Genomic DNA, 21,829 nt, shown 5'->3' on the forward strand with positions numbered 1-21,829 from the left:
CAGCACTATTTTTTGACACATGCCTGTCATAAAGCTCATCTATGCTGCTGCTCTTCCTATACAGGCGCGGCACATTGTATGCTGCGCTCCACAGCAACAACGCCAACCGCCAATCCGCAAAGGAAGCTCATGAGCAAGCATCCACACGAGGCCGATACTCAGGCCCCGGACTCTTCCGCACCGTCATCCACAGAAGCATCCACCACGCAGCAACCCGACAACAGCCGTCGCCGCTTTCTGGGCGGCATGGCCGCATTGGGCATAGGCGGTTCGCTGAGCGCCTGCGCCAGCGACGGCGCTTCGCAGGCAGCACGCATGGCGACGCCGGCCGAAGCCGCCGCCATTGATGCCGGCCTGAAAAAGAATGTAAAGACCATCGTCGTCATCTACGCCGAGAATCGCAGCTTCAATAATCTGTTCGGCGACTTCCCGGGCGTGGAAAAACCGCTGTCGGCGCTGAAGTCTTCCGACTACGTGCAGCGCGACCGCGACGGCAGCGTACTCAAGAAACTGCCGCCAAGCTGGGGCGGCGTGCTCGGCCTCGGCCCGCAGACCATCGAAGGCGTCACCTACGAAGCCGGCAAGCAATATCAGGACAATCTGCCGAATGCGCCTTACGCCATGAAAGGCCCGAACGGCGAACCGCTGCCGCTGGGTCTGGTAACGCGCGATCTGTGGCATGTGTTCTATCAGAACCAGATGCAGATCAACGGCGGCAAGAACGACGGCTTCGTGGCCTGGGCCGATTCCGGCGGCCTGGTCATGGGCTATTACGCCGATACCAAGTACAACCTGCGGCTGTGGGACATCGCCAGCGAATTCGTGCTGTGCGACAACTTCTTCCAGGGCGCTTTCGGCGGTTCCTTCCTGAATCACCAGTATCTGATCGCCGCTACCGCGCCGTTCTACCCCAACGTCAAGACCTCGGTCTCGCACACGCAAGTGGCAAAGACGGTGAGCGGCGAGGCTAAGGATACGCGTCTGGCAACGTCTGAAAACAGCCCGGCCAGCGCCATGACCGGCGCGCCGAAATTCGGCCCGAGCGCGCTGACGCCGGACGGCTATGCGGTCAACACCATGGCGCCGCCGTACTGGCCGACCTGGGCGCGCGACCGCAACAATCCGGCCTACTCCGAACCGAATCAGCCTAGCGTGCTGGTGCCGCAGACGCATGAACACATCGGCGACAAGCTGGGTAAAAAGGGAGTGGAATGGGCCTGGTACGCCGGCGCCTGGCAGGCCACGCTGGATGAGTACAAGGACTCCAAGGGCATCCCCAAGATTCCGAATTTCCAGTATCACCATCAGCCCTTCAACTACTTCAAGAACCTGGGTCCGGAGAATCCGGCCGAGCGCAACAAGCGTCTGCGCGACGGCGGTCTGGGCGACGACAGCAGCACCAACCGTTTCCTGGCCGATGCCGAAGCCGGCCGCCTGCCGCCTGTCAGCTTCTACAAACCGCAGGGCAATCTGAACATGCATGCCGGCTATGCTGACGTCGCCTCGGGCGACCGCCACATTGCTCACATCGTCAAATCGCTGCGCAGCAGCCCGCAATGGAACAACATGGTGGTGGTCATCACGGTCGATGAAAACGGCGGCTGGTGGGATCACGTGGCGCCCCCGAAGGGCGACCGCTGGGGTCCGGGCACACGTATTCCCGCCCTGGTGGTATCGCCGTTCGCCCGCAAGGGTACGGTGGATCACACGGTGTACGACACAGCGTCCATCCTGCGCCTGATCACGCGCACCTTCGGTCTGGAAAAGCTGGATGGCCTGAAGGAGCGCGACGATGCCATGATCGCGCGCGGCCAGTTGCCGATGGGTGACCTGACTAATGCATTGAATCTGCCAGGCTGATCAATGCCTTGATGCCGGCAGGATTCTTGCTGCCATCTGAAAATGCCATGCTGCTTTTGCTGCATGGCATTTTTCATTGAATTTGTTCATCGGCACTCCTGCATGCGGCTCACTCCAGAGCATGCGCATCGATCGCGGGATCGGGCCGCATGTTCTGCTTGCGCATCAACCGCAGCAAAGGCATCGCCACCATGGTGGCGATCATCATGATCCTGAAGTCGTTGAGATAGGCAAGGAAGGAAGCCTGCCGCGTCACCTCCTCATCAAGCGCTGCCAGTCCAAGTTGCGTGGCGGGGTTGCAGAACGCCGGCACGCTGGTTTGCAAGCCAGGACTGGTCAGCGTCACTGACCTGCTCACCCTTCCGCGCGCCGCCGCCGGCTAGCGAGATAGACTGTCATCCAGGTGCGAATTCTCCGACGCCGGAAGCATAGGGCGGCCTACTGCATATCAGGCAAGCCGCTCTTATCATGACGTTACGACTTCGCATACGGCGAACGTCAACCACAAGGAGAACAAGACATGTCTAAGAAACTCATTGGAACTTTGCTGGTCACTGCGGTGTTCAGCACCGGCGCGTTCGCTCAGAGCACTTCGATGCCGGCTTCGAGCGACAGCGGCACGCAAACCCAGAATGCAGATAACGCCAAGCAGTTGAAGAAGCAGCAAAAGCGTCAGAAGAAACAGGAATCGCGCAACCGTAACCAGAACGGCAGCAATGGGCCGGCAGAAACTTCGTCCAGTCACGGGCCGGCGTCTGGCACCGGCAGCCAGTAAGAATCAAGGCCCGGTTCAGGATCATTGAAATCGAGTCCATGGTCGAACAAAGTGCTCGGCCATGGAAAAAAGCCCCGCAGGTTTCGGCGGGGCTTTTTTTTATGCGGCGCGGTGATCGGCTGAACTTGCCAACGATGCGGAGACAGCGTCAGGGCGACTTTCTGCGCCTGACAGCAGCAAGCGAGAAATGGTCGACAGCAAATGTTCGATGGAACAGGGTTTCAGCAAAAAGGCCGAAATTTCTGGATGGCGATTTTCGAGAGAAGGCAGATTGGCGCTGATCAGCGCCACCGGAATCTCGCGATACGCCACATGTGATTTCACATATTGCGCCAGTTGCAGGCCATCCATGTTCGGCATGTGCAAATCGGTCAGCACCAGATCCGGCTTGGATCGCACCATCTTTTCGATCGCTTCGATGCCATCGCCGGCCGGTATAGCCAGGATGCCGTTCTGCTCCAGCAGTTCACATAAAATATCGCGGGAATCCTCATGATCCTCGACCACCAGAACCGTCTTCCCCGTCATCGGCATATCCATTGCCCGCTTCCCCGATCAGTCGCACATGATGTCAGTGCGTATTGCGTTTTTGACATTTTTTTCAGATTACATGATGAATGACGGGAAGCAAAGCGACTATCAGGAGTTTCCCTATTCACGCCACATTTCTCATGCGCAGACATTGCCGCAGGAAAACTTTTATAGTTTAAAACCCTATGCGGATGGCAAACGGAAATGCAGGGCATACGCAATCACGAAAATCCTCCCTGCTGGCGCTTCATCTGTTTGCTGGTAAGGTAAGCTCTTTTTTCCGCATCGCTAAATCCATGAGCAGCGCAAGCAACGCCTCCCTCACTACTGCATCCGCCACCGCATCTGCCTCATTATCAGGCGCGTCAACGCCATCGGCACATTCCACGCTTACCGGCAATCTGGTGCGGCTGGAAGCCTTGCGCGGCGATCACGCAGACGCTTTGCTGCAAGCGGCCGCCGATGGCAAACTGTGGGAGATGAAACTGACGGTGGTGCCGGGCCCGGAAACCATGGGCCGATACATAGATACAGCGCTGGCAGGTACCCAGGCCGGAAGCGTCATGGCGTATGCCATCGTGCGCCAGAGCGACGACAAAGTGGTCGGCAGTACCCGCTTCTGGAAAATCGATCGCAACAATCGCAAACTGGAAATCGGCCATACCTGGCTAGCCAGCTCGGTGCAGCGCTCGGGCATCAATACCGAAGCCAAGTACCTGCTGTTAAGTCAGGCTTTCGAGGCCATGCAATACGTGCGCGTGCAATTCACCACCGATGAACTCAATGACAAATCGCGCGCAGCGATTATGCGGCTGGGTGCACTGCAGGAAGGTATCGTGCGCCATGAACGCATCATGCCCGATGGCCGCAAACGAAATTCAGTGCGTTTCAGCATCATCGACTCCGAATGGCCTGAGGTGAAGGCGAGGCTGCAAGAAAAGATGCGTCGCTGAAAGCCGTCTTATGTCCCACCGACGCCACTAAGTGATATCCACAGTCTGCTGCCCAAGCGGTATTCAGCACTGACAATTTCCTGACAAATCAGAAGACATTTTCTGTCCGCCCGCGTCTGCCGGGCGATCCCGTCGCGGCCTCGCCACATTTACTTTTTCCAGCTGGAAATCCTTACTGGGAGCGGCTTTCACGGAAATACGCAGCTAGGGTTTTTCCTGATGTCGCGCACCGGAAATGCTCACTAGAGTTGGTCAAAAGGGAGGAATCATGATCAATAAAAAACACGCTAAAGCCGTGATCTTCATGGCGATCGGTCTCAACCTGCACAGCATCGGAAACCTGTGGGCGGCGACGCCTATCGGACAGGTCGACGTATCCGCCATCGTCACCGAAAAATGCAGGATCGACTTCAGTGAAGGCAGCGCCGACTTCTTCCAGAGTTGCTCCAGCGGCGACGGTCTGGCGACTACCAGGGCATCCAATGTGCTGGGCTCAGTCGCTGCCGCCGAAGCCACTGTCGATCCTTATTACCTTGATCGCGATCCCGACACGCTGCTGGCAGCCTCGGCGGCCGGCGCTGCGAATGAGCTCGGCGCACAGAGGAGCGCTACGGCGGCGGCAGACCGACGACGAAGGGCGCCGAAAGTGGTCACGATTCACTACTGAACAAGCTGATCGCCGGATCATCCGCTTGTGTGCTGCGGAACGGCTCATCTCTAAAATTTTTCTCCCCATTTTTAATGGGTATCACGGTCAGGCATTTTACTGTTCGAAGACGATGTGCTGATCCGCCCTCTCGCATGGTGAAGCGATATCAAGTTGATCCGATGCATAAAAAAGGGCCTGCGAGTTAGCGCAGGCCCGGCTCGGCTGATACGATAAATTGCAGACTCAGCAAGCGGCTATAACCATCAGGCCAGCGCCAGTTGCCCCTGATGATTGATCTTGAAGACCGAGACCGCATTGAGCAAGCCATTCGCCTGGAACGACAATGCCTGAGCCGCCGCACTGGCCTGCTCCACCAGCGCCGCATTCTGCTGCGTGACCTGATCCATCTGCACGATGGCGGTGTTGACCTGCTCGATGCCGGTGGATTGTTCGGTCGATGCGGCGGCGATGTCGTTCATGATTTCACTGAAGCGGCGCACCGACGAGACCACATTCGCCATTTGATTGCCGGCCTGCGAGACAAGGTCCGAGCCGGCGCTGACATGCCCCACCGACTCGCTGATCAACTCCTTGATCTCCTTGGAAGCCATGGCGCTGCGTTGTGCCAGCGACCTGACTTCGCTCGCGACCACGGCGAAGCCTCGCCCCTCTTCACCGGCGCGCGCAGCCTCCACCGCCGCATTCAGCGCAAGGATGTTGGTCTGAAAGGCGATCCCTTCAATCACGCCGATGATGTCGGACATCTTGCTTGAACTGGAGGCAATGCGGGCCATGGTCGCCACCACTTTTTCAAACGCTTCGCCGCCCGATACGGCAATGTCGGACGCGCCCGCCGAAAGCGCCCGCGCCTCCGTCGCATGCTGAGTATTCTGACGAACTGCGGTAGTGAGCTCCTCCATGCTGGCGGCGGTTTCTTCCAGCGAAGCCGCCTGCTCCTCCGTACGCTGCGACAGATCGAAGTTGCCTTGCGCGATTTCGCCGCTGGCGACGGAAATGGTTTCTGCCGCGGTCTTGATGCCGTTCACTATCACATTCAACTGCGCACGCATCTGCTCGATGGACGCCATCAGGCTGCCGCTATCCCCGGGGCGCAAGCGGACCACCGCCGTCAGATCGCCATTGGCAATATCTCTGGCAATGCTCTGCGCCTCGACCGGCTCTGCCCCGAGCTGCCGCACGATACTGCGTGCAATCAGGACTGCACCGATCACGCCGATTAGCACTGCGCACACCATCACGCCCAGCGTAAATATTCTGAGACGTTCATAAGTTGTTTCTGCAGCCAGGGCGGCCTCATCATTCAACTTCTCCTCAAAATCGGATAGCTCTGTGAGCGTTTTTATCCAGGCCGCCTGCCGGGGACGAACTTCCGCGATCAGTACCTTGATGGCGCCCGCGTTGTCATTGGCCAGCCCCAGCTGCAGTGCCTTGTTCATCAAGGGAGTGGCCGCAGCTTCATCCAGTTTCAGTTGCGCCATGAGCTGGCGTTCGCGATCGGTGGTTGAAGGCTCGCTCGCGAACTTTGCTTCGAGCGCGGCAAAGGAGTCGGCATATATTTTTTCCTGGCGCTTGAGATTTTCCGCTTCCGGTCGCATCGCCTCGGCATCATCCAGCAGCGCGATATTGCGGATCACAATCGCCCGTGAGCTGATGGCGTTGCGCAAGGTGGTCGCGAGCTTGGTTTCGGCATTATTGATATTGGTAATATCGCGCAGCGCGCTCGCCATCCTGGACATGCCGAACAGCCCCAATAAGGATACGCAAATCAGAAACACCAGAATCAGCCCGAATCCGCATGCCAATCTGGTCACCACTTTCAGATGCCCCATCACTCCCCCCTATCTGATCGTCAACCACAAGAATTGAAAAACACCGGCGTGCGCATGTAACCAATGAATAAGTAAGGCACGTAACTCTAAGTTACTACCCGGCCATCCTGAGTGCACTGGCTTTTTGCGGTTTGTATAAAGAGTGACAACTCGATTTGTTGTATTTTTCCCGATGAGCATGACGCACGTCAGGGCAGGCGCTGACAAGATGACAAGCTAATGTTGACTGGTCTCGCATCGCTCGGCCTCTGGCGGAGTCATGTGTTTGCTCACTTTACATTGCGGGGAAAATGCGAGCGGGCATGAAAAAATGCCGTGCAATCCTGATCGGAACTGCGCGGCATTCGGTTTTCATACAACTATTTATGTCGTCGGACGAGGCTCAGGCCATCCGCTTCACCATTTTTTCTCTGACGCAACTGCCTGCTTACCACTCATAACGCGCAGTCAGATTGGCCGTGCGGGCATTGCCGTAATAGCAGGAGTTGAGGTCGTCGCAGGAAGCGACATAGCGCTTGTCGAACAGGTTCATGACGTTCAGCTGCAGCGTCCAGCGTTCGATGGTGTAACGCATCGACGCGTCGAACAACAGATAGCCGGCAGTTTCCGAACTGTCCAGCTTGTTGTAGCCGACGTGATTGCCCACGTAACGCGCGGTGCCGCCAAAACCAAGACGTGCCAGCGCACCGGACTGGATCACATAGTCGGCGCCGACGGTGGCCTGCTGTTTCGGCACCAGCGGAATCGGACGATCGACTTCAGTCGGATTGGCGCTCGCCAGAATGCGCGAGTTGGTATAGGCATAGGAGGCCGACAGGCGCAGACCCGGCAGCGGCGAGGTCTTGCCTTCCAGCTCCACGCCGCGCACGCGGGTTGCACCGAGCTGACGTTGACGGAACAGCGGATCCGAAGTCACGGTATTGTTTTGCTTCAGTTCATACATGGCCAGCGTAATCAGATCGGTGCTGCCCGGCGGCTGATACTTGACGCCGACTTCGGTCTGATTGGCGGTGGTCGGCTTCAACGCCGAGTTCAGATAATCAACCCCGGCATTGGCCTGGAACGATCGCGAATAGGCGATGTAAGGGCTGATGCCGGAAGCGAACACGTAGTTCAGGCCGACGCGACCCGAGAAAGCCTGATCGCTCTGTGCGGTGCTGCTGGCAGGCGTCAGAATATTATCGGTCGTGCTGCGCACCCAGTCTTCACGCGCGCTGGCCGTCAGCACCCATTGATCAAGCTTCATCTGGTCTTGCAGATACAGGCCGAACTGGCGCTGCTTGCTGACGGTGTGATTGCTCACGGCCGGCGTGACCACGGTCGCGCCATAGACCGGATTGAAGATGTCCAGCGTCGGTACACCGCCGAACGCGGTCGAGGCGAATGCCGACGAATAATCGTCCTTCTGGTCGCTGTAATCGGCGCCGACCAGCACGGTATGGCTGACTGCGCCGGTCACCAGTTTCGCTTCGAGTTGGTTGTCCAGCGTCACGCCGCTGGACTTTTCGCTGACCGGGAACAGGCAACGGTTCAGCGTGCGCTGGTCGGCCGCGAGACCGCAGCCGTAGACTGCGCTGTGATCCAGATTGATCTGGCTGTAACGCAGGTTCTGACGGAAGCTCAGCGTGTCGTTGAAGCGATGCTCCAGCGTGTACCCGATCGAGGACATGTCCTTGCGGTAGTAATCGTAGCCGGGTTCGCCGGTATTGATGTGCTGCGAAATCTGACCGTAGGGATTGGCGTCGCGCGTGCCGGATGCGGGCAGGAAACTTGCAGCGCCGATGCCGTTGGTATCGGCCTTCTGAAAGCGCGCCAGGAAAGTAATGTCAGTATCGGCGCTAGGACGCAAAGTGATGCTCGGCGCAATGAAATAGCGCTTGTCCTTGACCTGATCGACCTGGGCGTTGCTGTCGCGCACCTGCGCGGTCAAACGATACAGCGCGGTCTTGTCGTCATTCACGGGGCCGCCCAGATCGAGGCCGATCTGTTTCTGGCCATAGGTGCCGACCTGCACTTCGATTTCATGCAAGGGCTCGTCGGTCGGACGCTTGCTGATCATGTTGACCATGCCGCCCGGCGGCACCTGGCCGTACAGACCGGAGGACGGCCCTTTCAACACTTCCACGCGCTCCAGGCCGTAAGGCTCGAAGCGGCTTTCGGTGGCATAGGAACCGGTCGGCAGCGCCAGACCATCGAGGAAGCGGGTCGGTTTGAAACCGCGCACCAGCAGCCAGTCGGTGCGCGGATCGTTGCCGTAACCGGCTGCCATCACGCCCGCAGTGTAAGCCAGCGCTTCATCAATGCCGTTCACACCGCGATCGCGGATTTCTTCACGCGTGATCACGCTGATCGCTTGCGGCGTTTCCAGAATCGAGGTGTCGGTCTTGGTGCTGGAGGCGCTGCGACGCGCCACATAGCCGCCCACCGGGCCATTCGCTTTTTCATTCTCGCGCGCACTGCTCACGCTGATGGCCGGCAGGCTGCCGGCAGCTGCGGATCCGGTAGCTGCTTCGTTGCGCCTGAGGGTCAGCGTGCCGTTGCCGGTCTGCTGCAATTGCAGATCGCCATTGCCGTCACCGAGCGCCTGACGCATCGCTTCCGCGGCGGTCAGATTGCCGCTGATGGCGGGCGCCTGACGGCCGCGCACCAGTTCCGGATCGACCGCAATGGCTTGCCCGCTTTGCTGCGCGATCTGCGTCAGTGTCAGCCCCAGCGGACCGGATGCGATCTGATACTGACGCGTTGCAGATGCCGCGGCATTGGCGGCAGCGGCCGGAGCCGTCTGCGCCATGGCAGATACGCTGCACAAAACGGCGCAAGCCGCGGAAACAGCTACCGCCAGAACACGGAATTGCAGTGTGAATCGCTGATGCATGTCGCTTACTCCCTCAAGTTATAAGTTTCTATGAAGGGGGTAACGCGAGGCCGGCAAAAGTGATCATTTCTGCAGAAAATAATTTGATTGTTTTTTGAAACGGCATCAGACCGCATCAGGCTGCATTACCGGACGTCAATCATGACCAGCAGATTGCCGAAATTGCGCACGCTGATCGGCATGGTCTGCTCCAGCGAGCGCAACACGTTGTCGGTATCGTCCAGCGGAAACGCGCCCAGCACACGCAGCCGCGCCGCAGCCGGCGACAGGCGGATGAAGCCCTTGCGGTAGGTGCGCAGCGTTGCGATGACCTCGGCCAGCGTCTCGTCATTGACGACCAGCATGCCGTCGGCCCAGGCCGCCTTGCTGCGGATATCTTCGGTCACGCGCGTGATGCCGTCGCGATTGAAATACGCCGCCTGCCCGCTTTGCAGCACTTGTTCCTGGCTGCCGTTTCTGACCAGGATGCTGTGTTCCAGCACCAGCGCCAGCGATTGCTCCGGCTCGCGCCGCACCAGGAATCTGGTGCCCAGCGCGCGCGCCGTACCGTGTTCGGTCTCGATGACGAAGGGGCGTGCGGCATCGGCCGCCACGGTAGCGATCAGCTCGCCCTGATGCAGACGCACGCGGCGCAGAGCGGGACTGAAATCGATATCCGCCGCCGAACGCGCATTGAGCACCAGCGTACTGCCGTCCGGCAGCGTGAAGCTCTTGCGCTGGCCGGTGCCGGTATGCAGATCGGCACGCAAGGCCGCCAGCGGCATGGAGCGGTTGGCCAGAATGCCGGTGGCGACGCCGACCGCACCCAGCATCAGGGCGCCACGCAGCACCTTGCGCCGCGTCGGCGAAGCTGCCGGCCGCAACACGATGCGCTCGACGGCTTCGACCTGGCCGGGGGCGCGGCTGTTGACCTCGCGGATGGGCGCAAAGGATCGCTGCAGCACGCCTTGCATGCGCGCCCAGATCTGGGCGTGGCGCGGATCGGCTGCGCTCCAGGTGGAAAAGCGCTGGTAGTCTTCAGGCGTCGCTTCGCCGGAACGAAACAGCACCATCCATTCGATGGCCTGCTCGGCCAGAGGATTGTCGAGGGCTTGCGTGCTGCGCTTCGTGCCGCGCATGCCTGCGCTCATTGCAGCGGCTCCGGCTCCGCCGCCAGCCAGCAGGCGCGCATTGCCTGCGCCATGTAGCGGCGCACGGTGATCACCGGCAGCGCCAGTTGTTCGCTGATTTCGCTATAGGTGAGTTCCTGCAGCTGACTCAGCAAGAAAACCTGGCGGGCTTTGGGCTTGAGGCTGCTGAGCGCCAGATCGATCTGTTGCAAGGCTTCCAGCACCAGCGCCCGATCTTCCTGCGAAGGCGCAAGCGCTTCCGGGAATTGCGCCAGTTCTTCCAGATAGGCGCGCTCGATGTCGCGACGACGCCAGAAGTTGTAGAGAACATGTTTGGCCAGCGTCGCCAGAAAGGCGCGCGGTTCATTGATCTGCTCGACGTTGCGTGCCGCCACCACCTGAACGAAGGTGTCCTGCGTCAGATCGGCGGCGTCATCGCGGCAGCCGAGACGGTGCCGCAGCCAGCCTTGCAGCCAGTCGTGATGTGTATCGTAGAATTGCGTCAGAAGAACATCTTGGGTGCCGGAAGACATGGGATGGTGATCAGCCGATAATTCAAAATGAGAATTATTACTATCTATGGCGATCTCCGCAAGGGCGGTGAACACTTCCCATCGGAAAAGCAACGTTATATTTCCAAGGAGAAATTTAAATTACGGCAATTATCCGTCCCTAGAAATAACGACTGCTCTACCGTCTCTCACTTCAATACTTAACAAGCAACCATCACTCGCCTCTGCACCTCAAGACATCGTTCTCCCAGTCAGATTGCGACCACCGTCTCAGGCAAAAACTGCGCGACGTTCGCCAGCATGCGCGCCACATATTCCTCTTTCTCGCCCACCGGCGCGACGTAATGCATCGCCTTTTCTGCGGCATCGAGACCTTCCAGACGCGCAATCACCCACGCTGCCAGATAGCCGGATGCCAGACAGCCGCCGGCCGTGGCGACATTGCCGCGCGCAAAAAACGGCTGGTTCAAGACCTCGACGCCGGCTTCCTGCACCCACGGTTTGGTGGTCAGATCAGTGCAGGCCGGCACGCCGCCGAGCAAACCCAGTTTGGCCAGCACCAGCGTGCCGGAGCATTGCGCGCCCAATAGTTGTCTGGCCGGATCGAGCTGCAACTGCGTCATGATGGCTGGGTCGGCGACGATTTCGCGCGTCCTTACGCCGCTGCCGACGATCACGGCGTCGGCGTATCGGGCCTCTTCCAAGCCCACATGCGCTTCGATTTCCAGACCGTTCCAGGAACGGATGCGCTGGTCGGCGCCGGCGATCGATACGCGCCAGTCGGGCTTCTTGATGCGATTGAGGATGCCGAAGGCGATCAGCGAATCGAGTTCGTTGAAACCGTCGAAGGTGAGGATGGCGATGTGCATGGCGTGGTCCTGTTCAAGTTCGATTGCGATGAGGGATGATATGTCTCACAATCAGCACAATCAAATTATTGTCATGGATACATAAACTATGGTTCAGGCACGCTACAAAGCGCTGGTCGATCGTTTCGCTGCCGATATCCGCGGCGGGGTGCTGCGTCCCGGCACGCGCCTGCCCACGCACCGCGAACTGGCGGCGCAAGAGAAGCTGGCGCTGGTGACGGCCACCCGCGTGTATGCCGAGCTGGAAGCCATGGGTCTGGTCAGCGGCGAAACCGGGCGCGGCACCTTCGTGCGCGAAACCGCACTGCCTCCGGGCCAGGGTGTGGATCAGCACGCGGCGGCGACCGGCATGATCGATCTCAACTTCAACTACCCCGCGCTGCCCGAACAAACCCGTCTGTTGAGCCAGGCCTTGCGCCAGCTTGCAGCAGGCGGCGATCTCGAAGCGCTGCTGCGCTATCAGCCGCACGCCGGCCGTCAGCATGAGCGGGCGACGGTGGCGCGCCATCTTGCCACGCATGGATTGCCGGTCGAGGCGGAGCAGATAGTGATCGTCAGCGGCGCGCAGCATGGACTGGCCGCCGCTGCCATGAGCATGCTCAATCCGGGCGACGTGGTGGCGGCCGATGCGCTGACGTATTCGGGATTCAAGGTACTGGCCGACGCGCAGCGACTGGAACTGGTCGCGATTCCCGCTGCGCCGAATGAAAACGGCCCCGATCTGGAGGCGCTGGAAAAACTGTGCCGGCGCCGCCGCGTGCGCGCGCTGTACACCATGCCGACCCTGCACAATCCGCTGGGCTGGGTCATGAGCCTGGCGCAGCGCAAGAAGCTGGTGACGCTGGCGCGCCGCCACGGGCTGCTGATCATTGAAGATGCGGCCTACGCCTTCCTGGCCGACACCCCGCCGCCGCCGATTGCCGCGCTGGCGCCGGAGAGCACGGTGTATGTCTCAGGCTTGTCCAAGAGCGTCGCCACCGGACTGCGTGTCGGCTTTGTCGCGGCGCCTGTGGCCTGGGTACCCAAGATCGAAAGAGCCATCCGCGCCACTACCTGGAACACGCCCGGGGTCATGACTGCCATCGCCTGCGGCTGGCTGGAAGACGGCACCGTCGCCCGACTGGAACAGGAGAAACGCGCAGATGCAAGCCGTCGTCAGGCGCTCGCAAAAAAACTGCTCAAGGGTCTGGACTGCATCGCGCATCCGGCCTCTTATTTTCTGTGGCTGCCGTTGCCCGAAGAGGCACGGGCCGATCAGATCGCGATGGCGCTGCTGCGCGAAAATGTCTCGGTCTCAACCGCCGAGCCGTTTGCCATCTCAGAGCATGTGCCGCACGCGATCCGGCTGGCGCTAGGCTCGGTGGAGATGGATGCGCTGCAACTAGCCTTGAGCACAGTGAGAAAAGTGGTCGGCGAACATGTGTATTGAATGAAGCCGACATCATTCGCCGACCTGTAGCATCTCATTCGTAGTTCATCGCCTCCAGATCGGCGATCAGCCCTGGACCGCTCGGATGCCATCCCAGCAGGGTCTGCGTCACGGCGCCGGAAGCCGACATGTCGTGACCGACGAAGCCGCTGAGCCAGCTGAATTGCGCCGCAGCCTCTTCCGGCGCAATGCTGCGCACCGGCACCTTCAGGCCGCGCCCGATCACCTCCGCGATCTCGCGCATCGCAATCCCCTCTTCCGCCACCGCGTGATATCTGCTGCCCGCCTGCTGCCGCTCGACCGCCAGACGGTAAAGACGTGCGGCATCGCTCAGATGCACCGCCGACCAGCGATTGGCGCCCTCGCCCACATAGGCCGACACGCCCTTTTCACGCGCCATCTGAATCAGTGGCGAGATCAGGCCCTGGCGCCGTGGATCATGCACTTGCGGCAGACGCACCACCGAGACGTTGACGCCGCGACCGGCCACCACCGCACCGGCCAGCTCCGAGGCTTTGCGCGGATTGGGGTGATCCGGATTGAAGTTGTCTTCCAGCGCCGGCTGCCCCGGCGCCTTGCTGCTTGAGCCCATGCCGACGCCTGAAGTAATGATGAGCGGACGATCAGAGCCCGCCAGTTCTGCGCCGAGCGCCTCGATGACCTGGCGATCGGCTTCGCAATTCGCCACGAATTGCGAGAAGTCGTGATTGAAGGCGGTGTGAATGACGCCGTCGGCCATGGCCGTTCCGCGCCGCAGGCTTTCCCTGTCGTCCAGATTGCCGTGATGGACTTCGGCGCCGGCCGCCAGCAGCGCCTGTGCACCTTCCTCCGAACGGGTCAGGCCGAGCACCTGATGGCCGGCCCGGATGAGTTCCGCCACAATGGCGGTGCCGATGAAACCGGTCGCGCCGGTCAGAAAAATACGCATGATGAATGTGCCTTTGCTTGAGTTGCGGACGTCAGCTGCAATCCGATGGGAGCAAATATAGGCGCTTGCATCGGCACCATCAATGCCATACAGTCCGCATTATTGGCTCAATCGTCCGGATATCATGGATCCTCTTTCTGATGTACTGTCCTTGCTCAAACCCCGCAGCTACGTATCGGGCGGCTTTCTGATCGGCGACGCCTCCATCCAGTGGCCGGCGCATGCGGGCATCAAATGCTATGCGGTGGTCTCCGGTGAATGCTGGCTGTCCGTGGAGGGCGTGGCCGAGCCGGTGCTGCTTACCGCCGGCGACTGCTATCTCCTGCCGCCCGGCCCACCGTTCCGTCTCGCCACCGATCTGTCGGCTACGCCCATCGATTTCCAGACCTTTCGCCTGACCCGAAAATCGGGTGGCGAAGTCCCTGCCAAAGGCGGCAAGAACTGCTACCTGGTCGGCGGCCATTTCGGGCTGACCGGCAGTCATGCCGATTTCCTGTTGAATTCGCTGGCGCCCATCGTGCACATCCGCAAGGAGTCGGACAAAGCGGCGATGCGCTGGTCGCTGGAACGGATGAAAGAAGAACTGGCCGACCCGCAGCCGGGCAGCGCATTGATCGCGCAGCAACTGGCCTACATGATGCTGGTGCAAGCCTTGCGGCTGCATCTGGCGGATCAGGACAAGGATGGCGTCGGCTGGCTGTTCGCGCTGGCCGACAAACGCATGGGCGCGGCGATCAGATGCATGCACGATGATCCGGCGCACCGCTGGACGCTGCAGAAACTGGCGGTACAGGTCGGCATGTCACGCTCGATCTTCGCCCTGCGCTTCAAGCAAATGGTCGGTGAAACGCCGATGGAATACCTCACCCGCTGGCGCATGCTGCTGGCCGGCGACCGCCTCAGAAACTCCGGCGAATCGACGTCCGCCATCGCCCTCGCGCTCGGTTACGAATCCGAAAGCGCATTCGGCAAAGCCTTCAAACGCGTCATGGCCTGTACGCCGAGAGAACATCGCCGCGCGGGCACGCCGACCGGCATCCTCGCTGCGAATGCAGGCAACTGAGCCGCAATTAAGCCGTAACTAAGCCGCAATCAGGCGCGCCCAGAATCTGGCCAGCTTGAGAAGCGGTGCGGCGGCGGCATGCCCTTGGCCGCTACCGGCCTGCGCGTCGAAGGCGGTCGGCATGAGGGACATCATCAACAGGCGGCGCATTACTCCTGCACTCCGCTTCAGCGCGCAAATGCGATGTGGAAGGACCTGGCGCAAGCCTCATGCAGACAGGCCGGCGCTTCGCCGTGGAAGGATTCCACCAGCATGCTGATGGCGTCGAAAAAGTGTGTCATCTCTTGCGCCAGCAGAAAAATAGAATCGTCCATGTCGTTCTCCATTTGAATGCCAACCGAGGTCATGCTGACCGGGCTGGAATCACAGATCAATCATCGCTCACATACGTGCGAGCTCGAGATTCGCCTTAGGCCCCGCCTCAGGCGAAAGGAAAGTAGCTCATGAATTTGTAAAGCGAACGCGAGAAGTCGGACATCGCCTGAATGGTCGGCAGACCTGCAATTTCAGCAGCCTGGACATTGGCGGCAATCATAAACAAGGTGGTGATGAAAGCGGTACGCATGAGATCCTCCGAATGGTTGATTGATGAGCAGTAAAGGGCCGAACCAGCAGGCTGCTTTTTTTGCATCTCAGTCTCGGCTTGGGATCTATTTTGTTTTTTTATGGTTGCGGGTGTATTTCAGGTGAGAACGGATTTATTTCAGTTGAAATATTGCCCTCCGTTGTTGAGAGCATGCGACAAGCAATTCTCTGCCGCGGCGCGCGGTGGATTGCCGGACTAAATTTGGAATAAATGGACAAAAAATCCCCCAGCAAAAGAAAAAGCGGCTTAGCGTGATAAGACGCTAAGCCGCTTCAGTGCTGGTGGCCCCCCCGTGAGTCGAACACGGCACCAACGGATTATGAGTCCGCTGCTCTAACCAAGCATGAGCTAGAGGGCCTGAAACCGGGCGGCGATTTTATCACCGACCGGCTCTGACACTCTTAATTTCCTTCGAGGAAGCTCTTCAGCTTGTCGGAACGGGAAGGATGGCGCAGCTTGCGCAGCGCTTTTGCTTCTATTTGACGGATGCGCTCACGCGTGACGTCGAATTGCTTACCGACTTCTTCCAGCGTGTGGTCGGTCGACATTTCGATACCGAAACGCATGCGCAGCACCTTGGCTTCACGTGGTGTCAGGGAGTCGAGGATGTCCTTGACCACACCGCGCATCGAAGCATGCAAGGCCGCATCGGCCGGCGCCAATGTGTTGTTGTCTTCGATGAAGTCGCCCAGATGCGAATCGTCGTCGTCACCGATCGGCGTTTCCATGGAGATCGGCTCTTTGGCGATCTTCATGATCTTGCGGATCTTGTCTTCCGGCATTTCCATCTTGATCGCCAGAGTTGCAGGATCCGGCTCGGCGCCGGTTTCTTGCAGGATCTGACGCGAGATGCGGTTCATCTTGTTGATCGTTTCGATCATGTGCACCGGAATACGGATGGTGCGCGCCTGATCGGCGATCGAACGGGTGATCGCCTGACGGATCCACCATGTCGCGTAGGTCGAGAATTTGTAGCCGCGACGATATTCGAACTTGTCCACAGCCTTCATCAGACCGATATTGCCTTCCTGGATCAGATCCAGGAATTGCAGACCACGGTTGGTGTACTTCTTGGCGATCGAGATCACGAGACGCAGGTTGGCCTCGGTCATTTCACGCTTGGCCATGCGCGCCTTCTTCTCGCCGGCGCCCATCTTGCGGTTGATACCGCGCAGATCCGGTAGTGGCAGGACAACGCGCGCCTGCAGGTCGATCAGTTTTTGCTGCAGTTCCTTGATCGCAGGCACGTTACGGCTCAGCACCACGCTGTAGTCGTGGTTGCCGTTGACTTCTCCATCGACCCAGTCCAGGTTCACTTCGTTACCCGGGAAGACCTTGATGAAGTGCGAGCGCGGCATGTTGCACTTGTTCACTGCGACGTCGAGGATCTGACGCTCGATCTGGCGGACTTCGTCCACCTGGGCACGCAGTGTGTCGCACAGCTTTTCGACAACCTTGGCGGTGAAGCGGATGCCCAGCAGTTCGTTCGAAATGATCTCTTGCGCCTTGACGTAAGGCTTGGAGTTGTAGCCTTCCTTTTCGAAGGCCTTGCGCATGTTTTCAAATTGCTGCGAGATGGTCGCGAACTTGCCCAGCGCGTCGCGCTTGAGCTGTTCCAGCTGTTCGGCGGAGAAACCTGCGGCGCCGGCAGTGCTGGAGCCTTCGCTTTCTTCTTCGTCCTCTTCCTCTTCTTCGTCTTCTTCCTCTTCTTCATCCTCAGAGGCAGACGCAGCTTCAACCGGTTGCACGCTTTCGTTCAGATCGACCAGACCGTCGACGATTTCGTCGACCTTGATTTCATCACGGGTGATCTTGTCGGCGGCGACCAGGATTTCAGCGATCGTGGTCGGGCAAGCCGAGATCGCCTGGATCATGTCCTTGAGGCCGTCTTCGATACGCTTGGCGATTTCGATTTCGCCTTCGCGGGTCAGCAGCTCGACCGAACCCATTTCACGCATGTACATGCGAACCGGGTCGGTGGTGCGGCCGAAGTCGGAATCAACGGTCGACAGCGCGGCTTCAGCCGCAGCTTCGGCGTCGTCATCGCTGGCGACATTGGCGACGTTGTCAGACAGCAGCAGGGTTTCAGCGTCAGGCGCATGCTCGTAGATCGAGATGCCCATGTCGTTGAAGGTGCCGATGATGCCTTCGATCGCTTCCGGATCGACGATGTTTTCCGGCAGGTGATCGTTGATTTCGGAGAAGGTCAGGAAGCCGCGCTCCTTGCCCAGCTTGATCAGCGTCTTGAGCTTCTGACGGCGGCGTTCGAGTTCTTCTTCGCTGGCTTCGGTGTCGGACGAGAATGCGTCCTTCAGCAAGGCCTTTTCCTTGGCTTTGCGATCCTTGGCCTTGGCCTTGTCGACCGCCTTCAGCTCAGCGCGTTCGACCGCGTTGAGTGCGGCGATTTCGTCGTTCTCAGGCTGGAATTCTTTCGGCTTGCGACCGCGACGGCCCGGCACCTTGACCGACGGCAAAATGTAGCCAGACGTGTCGATGGCGGCCAGAGCAGCGGCATCGGTAGTTTGACTCACGCCGGACGCGGCCATCGCGGTGACGTCTTTAGACTCGATCTTTGCTGCTGCTTTGATCGGCTTGGCTGTCTTGGATTCGGGTTTCTTGTTTGTCACGGAAGCTTTCGATTTCACGGAAGCCGCTTGCTCGGCGGCTTGAGATAACTTTTTGGCTGGCGCTGCAGTCGCTTTGGGCGCTGCTGCGCGTACCGGCTTGGCGGGAGCCTTCGCTACCGCTTTTTTCGGCGTAGCTGCCGAAGCAGTCTTGGCCGTCGATTTCACTGCCTTTGCGGGACTTGTCGCTTTCACCGCTGCAGTCTTGCTGGCGGCTTTGGCGGCAACGGTCCGCGAAGTTGCTTTGGCACCGTCCGGCGATTTTACCGCCGATGCCGGGTTCTTGCTTTTTGCGGAGACTGCTGGCGTTTTCGCGGGTTTCTTCATTGCATTCGTCATAGAATCAACTGCCAATTGAGTTTTCCCTCATTGCGCAAATCATTCATGCTAAAAATGCAGTGACATCCTAGTCCCGGGCTCAACAAAGCTTATGGAGCTTTGACAACCCCGTAGACTACAGCTGCACGCGCAACGTTCCTTATTTCTCCCGCCCCTGATATTGCTAAAACGGGCAAATCCTGTTGTATCCGAAGATCTGAAGGGTCCTGCGAAGGACCTCTTTTTTGCTGTGTGTTCTGCGCTGAAATCGGCCCTGCGGGCGTGTCGATGGCGGAACTAAAGCCGGACATTATACTACAGATATGGTCATATTTCCCTTGGAATCAAGGCTTTGCAAGTGATTACCTGCTCATTGAAATGGCTAATTTGCGTCAATTCAATGCGTCCTGAGCCTGCTCGATTGCAAAAGAGAAACTTTATACGGCGCCAGCCACGGAAACCCATCACGGCGGCCTCCGCACGCATCAACCGCGCTTCAGCATTTCCTTGTACTGCGACAATTCGCGATAGCGATTGCGCAACTCTTCATTGCCGAGATTGGTCGAGGCCAGACGTTGCAGCTCTTCATCCACCGCGCGTATCTTGCATTGCCTGACGGCGCTGCTCATTTCTATCTGCACCAGCTCGAATTCAGACTCGGTCTCGGCAGCGATTTCCGCAATCATGGTGTCGAAGCCGTCGCCGGCCTCCCGCAGATGCTCAACCAGACTGGCGAAACTGGCCTGCTCGCCCATATCGCGGATCGCGTCCACCAATTGCTTCAGCATCTGCGCCTGATCCGGGGCCAGATGCGCGACCGCACGCAATGCATCGTCATCCAGCTCGGCGCCCAGACGCGGATGCGCCACCAGCAAACGTATGATCTGGCGCTCCAGACCCACCGGCGCCATGCGCTTGCTCTTGGGCGGCGCCACTTTGACGCGTGCAATCGGCTTGGCAAGATCGAACAAGGCCTCGATCTCACCCGGAGTTGACTGCGTGACCCCCGCCAGACTGCGCACGATCTGCAACCGCAAGCCGGACGGCGGCAAAGCCTGCAACATCGGCTTGGCGTCAAATTGCACGCGGGCGCGGCCTTCCGGCGTGCTCAGGTCGCTCTCGCCGATCACTTCCTTGAGCAAGAATTGCGACAGCGGCATGGCCTCCTGAATCTGCTGCTCGAAAGCATCTGCGCCCATCTCGCGCACATAGCTGTCCGGATCATGCTCGGTCGGCAAAAACAGGAAACGAATTACCTTATTGTCCGAGGCGTGCGGCAGGCAGGCTTCCAGCGCGCGTCGCGCTGCACGCCGTCCGGCCTTGTCGCCATCAAAGCTGAAAATCACCTGATCGGTCTGACGCAGCAGCTTCTGCACGTGAATAGGCGTACACGCCGTACCAAGCGTCGCCACCGCCTGCGGGAATCCCAGTTGCGCCAGCGCAACCACATCCATGTAGCCTTCGGTCACCAGCGCATAGCCAGCTTCGCGAATGGCCTGCCGCGCTTCAAACAGGCCGTACAACTCGCTACCTTTTTGAAATAGGGGTGTTTCCGGCGAGTTCAAGTACTTGGGCTCGCCGCCGTCCATCACGCGGCCGCCGAAGCCGATCACCTGCCCCTTGGTATTGCGGATCGGGAACATCACCCGATGGCGGAAACGGTCGTAACGCTTGCGATGCGCGCCGTTGTCGTCGCTCTTGTCGATCACCAGACCGGCCTCGACCAGCGCCTCGATGTCGTAATCGGGAAACACGCCGCGCAGGCTGTCCCACTCGTCCGGCGAATAGCCCAGCCCGAAACGGGCGGCGATTTCACCAGTCAGGCCGCGACCTTTCAGATAATCGATGGCCGGCGGCGCCGCGCGCAATTGCTGGCGATAAAAATCGCAAGCGCGCGTCATCACATCCGACAGCGCCAGGCTCTTGGCCTGATACTCGGCGCGCTGCGCCGGCGGAATCTTGTCGTCATTGTCCGGCACGGTCATGCCGACGCCCTGCGCCAGATCCTTCACGGCATCGACGAAGCCGAGGCCGGAATATTCGATCAGAAAACTGATGGCGGTGCCGTGCGCACCGCAACCGAAGCAGTGATAAAACTGCTTGGTCGGACTGACGGTAAAGCTGGGCGACTTTTCATTGTGGAACGGGCACAAGCCCATGAAGTTCGCCCCGCCTTTTTTCAAAGGCACATAGCGGCCCACCACGTCGACGATATCGACGCGATTCAACAAATCCTGGATAAACGACTGTGGAATCACAGAGTTCGACCGCCCGCCACGTCAGCTAAAAGATGCGACCGGCTCAGGCCGGCACCAATGCAGCCTTGACCAGAGCGGACACGGCCGTCATGTCGGCGCGACCGGCCAGCTTGGGCTTGAGTACACCCATCACCTTGCCCATGTCCTGCGGACCGGCAGCGCCGGTGGCGGCGACAGCAGCCTGCACCTCGGCCTTGATTTCATCTTCCGACAGGCCGGCAGGCATGTAGCCCGACAGAATGACCAGCTCGGCCTTTTCGATATCGGCCAGATCCTGGCGACCGCCGGCTTCGAACTGGCTGATGGAATCCTTGCGCTGCTTGATCATCTTTTCGATGATGACCAGCACGATGGCGTCAGTGATTTCAATGCGCTCATCCACTTCCTTTTGCTTCATGGCAGCAGTCAGCAGACGGATCGTGCCCAGCTTGCCCGCATCCTTGGCGCGCATCGCGGCCTTCATGTCTTCGGTGATTTGCTCTTTTAAACCCATTGCGTACTCCACGGAGATGAGATGTTGGACAGGACGGCGCCGCCAGGTCGGGCACGCGAAGCGCGCTTGATCAGACGACGCAAACGCAGAAGAGGCGAAAGCCAGGAGTAATCGCAGGGTACACAGCCCCAAGACCGGCCCCATGCA

Annotated in this window: 21 protein-coding genes and 1 tRNA gene; 7 read left to right on the forward strand and 15 right to left on the reverse strand. The window is 59.4% G+C overall.

The features are described from left to right. The first annotated feature begins 129 nt into the window (after positions 1 to 129). Positions 130 to 1,860 (forward strand): acid phosphatase, encoded by a 1,731-nt coding sequence (locus tag PQR62_RS19190; RefSeq protein WP_408159611.1) that lies wholly within the window; start codon positions 130 to 132, stop codon positions 1,858 to 1,860. Positions 1,861 to 1,969: 109 nt separating this feature from the next. On the opposite strand, the gene PQR62_RS19195 is transcribed toward PQR62_RS19190, so the two are convergent. Next, positions 1,970 to 2,185, reverse strand: coding sequence for a hypothetical protein (locus tag PQR62_RS19195; RefSeq protein WP_408159612.1), 216 nt, complete (start codon positions 2,183 to 2,185; stop codon positions 1,970 to 1,972). Between the two features lie 195 nt (positions 2,186 to 2,380). On the opposite strand from PQR62_RS19195, the gene PQR62_RS19200 reads away from it, so the two are divergent. Continuing rightward, positions 2,381 to 2,635 (forward strand): hypothetical protein, encoded by a 255-nt coding sequence (locus PQR62_RS19200; RefSeq protein WP_408159613.1) that lies wholly within the window; start codon positions 2,381 to 2,383, stop codon positions 2,633 to 2,635. A gap of 99 nt (positions 2,636 to 2,734) precedes the next feature. Here the strand turns inward: PQR62_RS19200 and PQR62_RS19205 are convergent, their stop codons facing one another. Then, complete coding sequence (locus PQR62_RS19205; protein ID WP_408159614.1) at positions 2,735 to 3,163, reverse strand: response regulator; 429 nt, start codon at positions 3,161 to 3,163, stop codon at positions 2,735 to 2,737. Positions 3,164 to 3,462: 299 nt separating this feature from the next. Between PQR62_RS19205 and PQR62_RS19210 the strand changes: the two genes are divergently transcribed. Both PQR62_RS19210 and PQR62_RS19215 read left to right on the forward strand, forming a co-directional pair. Beyond that, positions 3,463 to 4,119 carry a GNAT family N-acetyltransferase gene (locus PQR62_RS19210; RefSeq protein ID WP_408159615.1) on the forward strand — a complete coding sequence of 219 codons (657 nt, stop codon included), beginning with the start codon at positions 3,463 to 3,465 and terminating at the stop codon, positions 4,117 to 4,119. Between the two features lie 268 nt (positions 4,120 to 4,387). Beyond that, entirely contained in the window at positions 4,388 to 4,786 is a 399-nt protein-coding gene (locus tag PQR62_RS19215; protein ID WP_408159616.1) for a hypothetical protein, read from the forward strand. A gap of 245 nt (positions 4,787 to 5,031) precedes the next feature. On the opposite strand, the gene PQR62_RS19220 is transcribed toward PQR62_RS19215, so the two are convergent. The 5 genes from PQR62_RS19220 to PQR62_RS19240 form a co-directional block, all read right to left on the reverse strand. Next, positions 5,032 to 6,618: a methyl-accepting chemotaxis protein gene (locus PQR62_RS19220; RefSeq protein WP_408159617.1), complete on the reverse strand. Its 1,587-nt coding sequence runs from the start codon at positions 6,616 to 6,618 to the stop codon at positions 5,032 to 5,034. 427 nt (positions 6,619 to 7,045) lie between these two features. Continuing rightward, positions 7,046 to 9,409, reverse strand: a complete 2,364-nt coding sequence (locus PQR62_RS19225) for a TonB-dependent siderophore receptor (protein ID WP_408159618.1) — start codon at positions 9,407 to 9,409, stop codon at positions 7,046 to 7,048. A gap of 209 nt (positions 9,410 to 9,618) precedes the next feature. Continuing rightward, positions 9,619 to 10,611, reverse strand: a complete 993-nt coding sequence (locus tag PQR62_RS19230; RefSeq protein ID WP_408159619.1) for a FecR family protein — start codon at positions 10,609 to 10,611, stop codon at positions 9,619 to 9,621. A gap of 8 nt (positions 10,612 to 10,619) precedes the next feature. Beyond that, entirely contained in the window at positions 10,620 to 11,135 is a 516-nt protein-coding gene (locus PQR62_RS19235; protein WP_408159620.1) for a sigma-70 family RNA polymerase sigma factor, read from the reverse strand. A 230-nt stretch (positions 11,136 to 11,365) separates the two neighbouring features. Then, entirely contained in the window at positions 11,366 to 11,983 is a 618-nt protein-coding gene (locus PQR62_RS19240) for a DJ-1/PfpI family protein (protein WP_408159621.1), read from the reverse strand. Between the two features lie 88 nt (positions 11,984 to 12,071). Here PQR62_RS19240 and PQR62_RS19245 point away from each other — a divergent pair, with 88 nt between their 5' ends. Continuing rightward, positions 12,072 to 13,412, forward strand: a complete 1,341-nt coding sequence (locus PQR62_RS19245; protein WP_408159622.1) for an aminotransferase-like domain-containing protein — start codon at positions 12,072 to 12,074, stop codon at positions 13,410 to 13,412. A gap of 34 nt (positions 13,413 to 13,446) precedes the next feature. Here PQR62_RS19245 and PQR62_RS19250 read toward each other — a convergent pair whose 3' ends face one another. Beyond that, positions 13,447 to 14,340, reverse strand: a complete 894-nt coding sequence (locus tag PQR62_RS19250; protein WP_408159623.1) for an SDR family oxidoreductase — start codon at positions 14,338 to 14,340, stop codon at positions 13,447 to 13,449. A gap of 124 nt (positions 14,341 to 14,464) precedes the next feature. Here PQR62_RS19250 and PQR62_RS19255 point away from each other — a divergent pair, with 124 nt between their 5' ends. Then, positions 14,465 to 15,403, forward strand: coding sequence for an AraC family transcriptional regulator (locus tag PQR62_RS19255; protein WP_408159624.1), 939 nt, complete (start codon positions 14,465 to 14,467; stop codon positions 15,401 to 15,403). Between the two features lie 18 nt (positions 15,404 to 15,421). Here the strand turns inward: PQR62_RS19255 and PQR62_RS19260 are convergent, their stop codons facing one another. The 5 genes from PQR62_RS19260 to rpoD form a co-directional block, all read right to left on the reverse strand. After that, complete coding sequence (locus tag PQR62_RS19260) at positions 15,422 to 15,553, reverse strand: hypothetical protein (RefSeq protein ID WP_408159625.1); 132 nt, start codon at positions 15,551 to 15,553, stop codon at positions 15,422 to 15,424. 17 nt (positions 15,554 to 15,570) lie between these two features. Next, complete coding sequence (locus PQR62_RS19265) at positions 15,571 to 15,717, reverse strand: hypothetical protein (protein ID WP_408159626.1); 147 nt, start codon at positions 15,715 to 15,717, stop codon at positions 15,571 to 15,573. Between the two features lie 107 nt (positions 15,718 to 15,824). Next, on the reverse strand, positions 15,825 to 16,034 hold the full coding sequence (locus PQR62_RS19270) for a hypothetical protein (protein ID WP_408159627.1): 210 nt from the start codon (positions 16,032 to 16,034) through the stop codon (positions 15,825 to 15,827). A 234-nt stretch (positions 16,035 to 16,268) separates the two neighbouring features. Continuing rightward, a tRNA-Ile gene (locus PQR62_RS19275) sits at positions 16,269 to 16,347 on the reverse strand. A gap of 43 nt (positions 16,348 to 16,390) precedes the next feature. Then, positions 16,391 to 18,616 carry an RNA polymerase sigma factor RpoD gene (rpoD, locus tag PQR62_RS19280; RefSeq protein ID WP_408159628.1) on the reverse strand — a complete coding sequence of 742 codons (2,226 nt, stop codon included), beginning with the start codon at positions 18,614 to 18,616 and terminating at the stop codon, positions 16,391 to 16,393. A 148-nt stretch (positions 18,617 to 18,764) separates the two neighbouring features. Here rpoD and PQR62_RS19285 point away from each other — a divergent pair, with 148 nt between their 5' ends. Next, entirely contained in the window at positions 18,765 to 18,971 is a 207-nt protein-coding gene (locus PQR62_RS19285) for a hypothetical protein (protein WP_408159629.1), read from the forward strand. 445 nt (positions 18,972 to 19,416) lie between these two features. Here PQR62_RS19285 and dnaG read toward each other — a convergent pair whose 3' ends face one another. Beyond that, on the reverse strand, positions 19,417 to 21,189 hold the full coding sequence (gene dnaG, locus PQR62_RS19290) for a DNA primase (protein WP_408159630.1): 1,773 nt from the start codon (positions 21,187 to 21,189) through the stop codon (positions 19,417 to 19,419). A 43-nt stretch (positions 21,190 to 21,232) separates the two neighbouring features. After that, positions 21,233 to 21,682 (reverse strand): GatB/YqeY domain-containing protein, encoded by a 450-nt coding sequence (locus PQR62_RS19295; protein ID WP_408159631.1) that lies wholly within the window; start codon positions 21,680 to 21,682, stop codon positions 21,233 to 21,235. Positions 21,683 to 21,829: the final 147 nt, after the last annotated feature.

The organism is Herbaspirillum lusitanum (assembly GCF_046025995.1).
GTDB classification, from domain to species: Bacteria; Pseudomonadota; Gammaproteobacteria; order Burkholderiales; family Burkholderiaceae_D; genus Herbaspirillum; species Herbaspirillum lusitanum_A.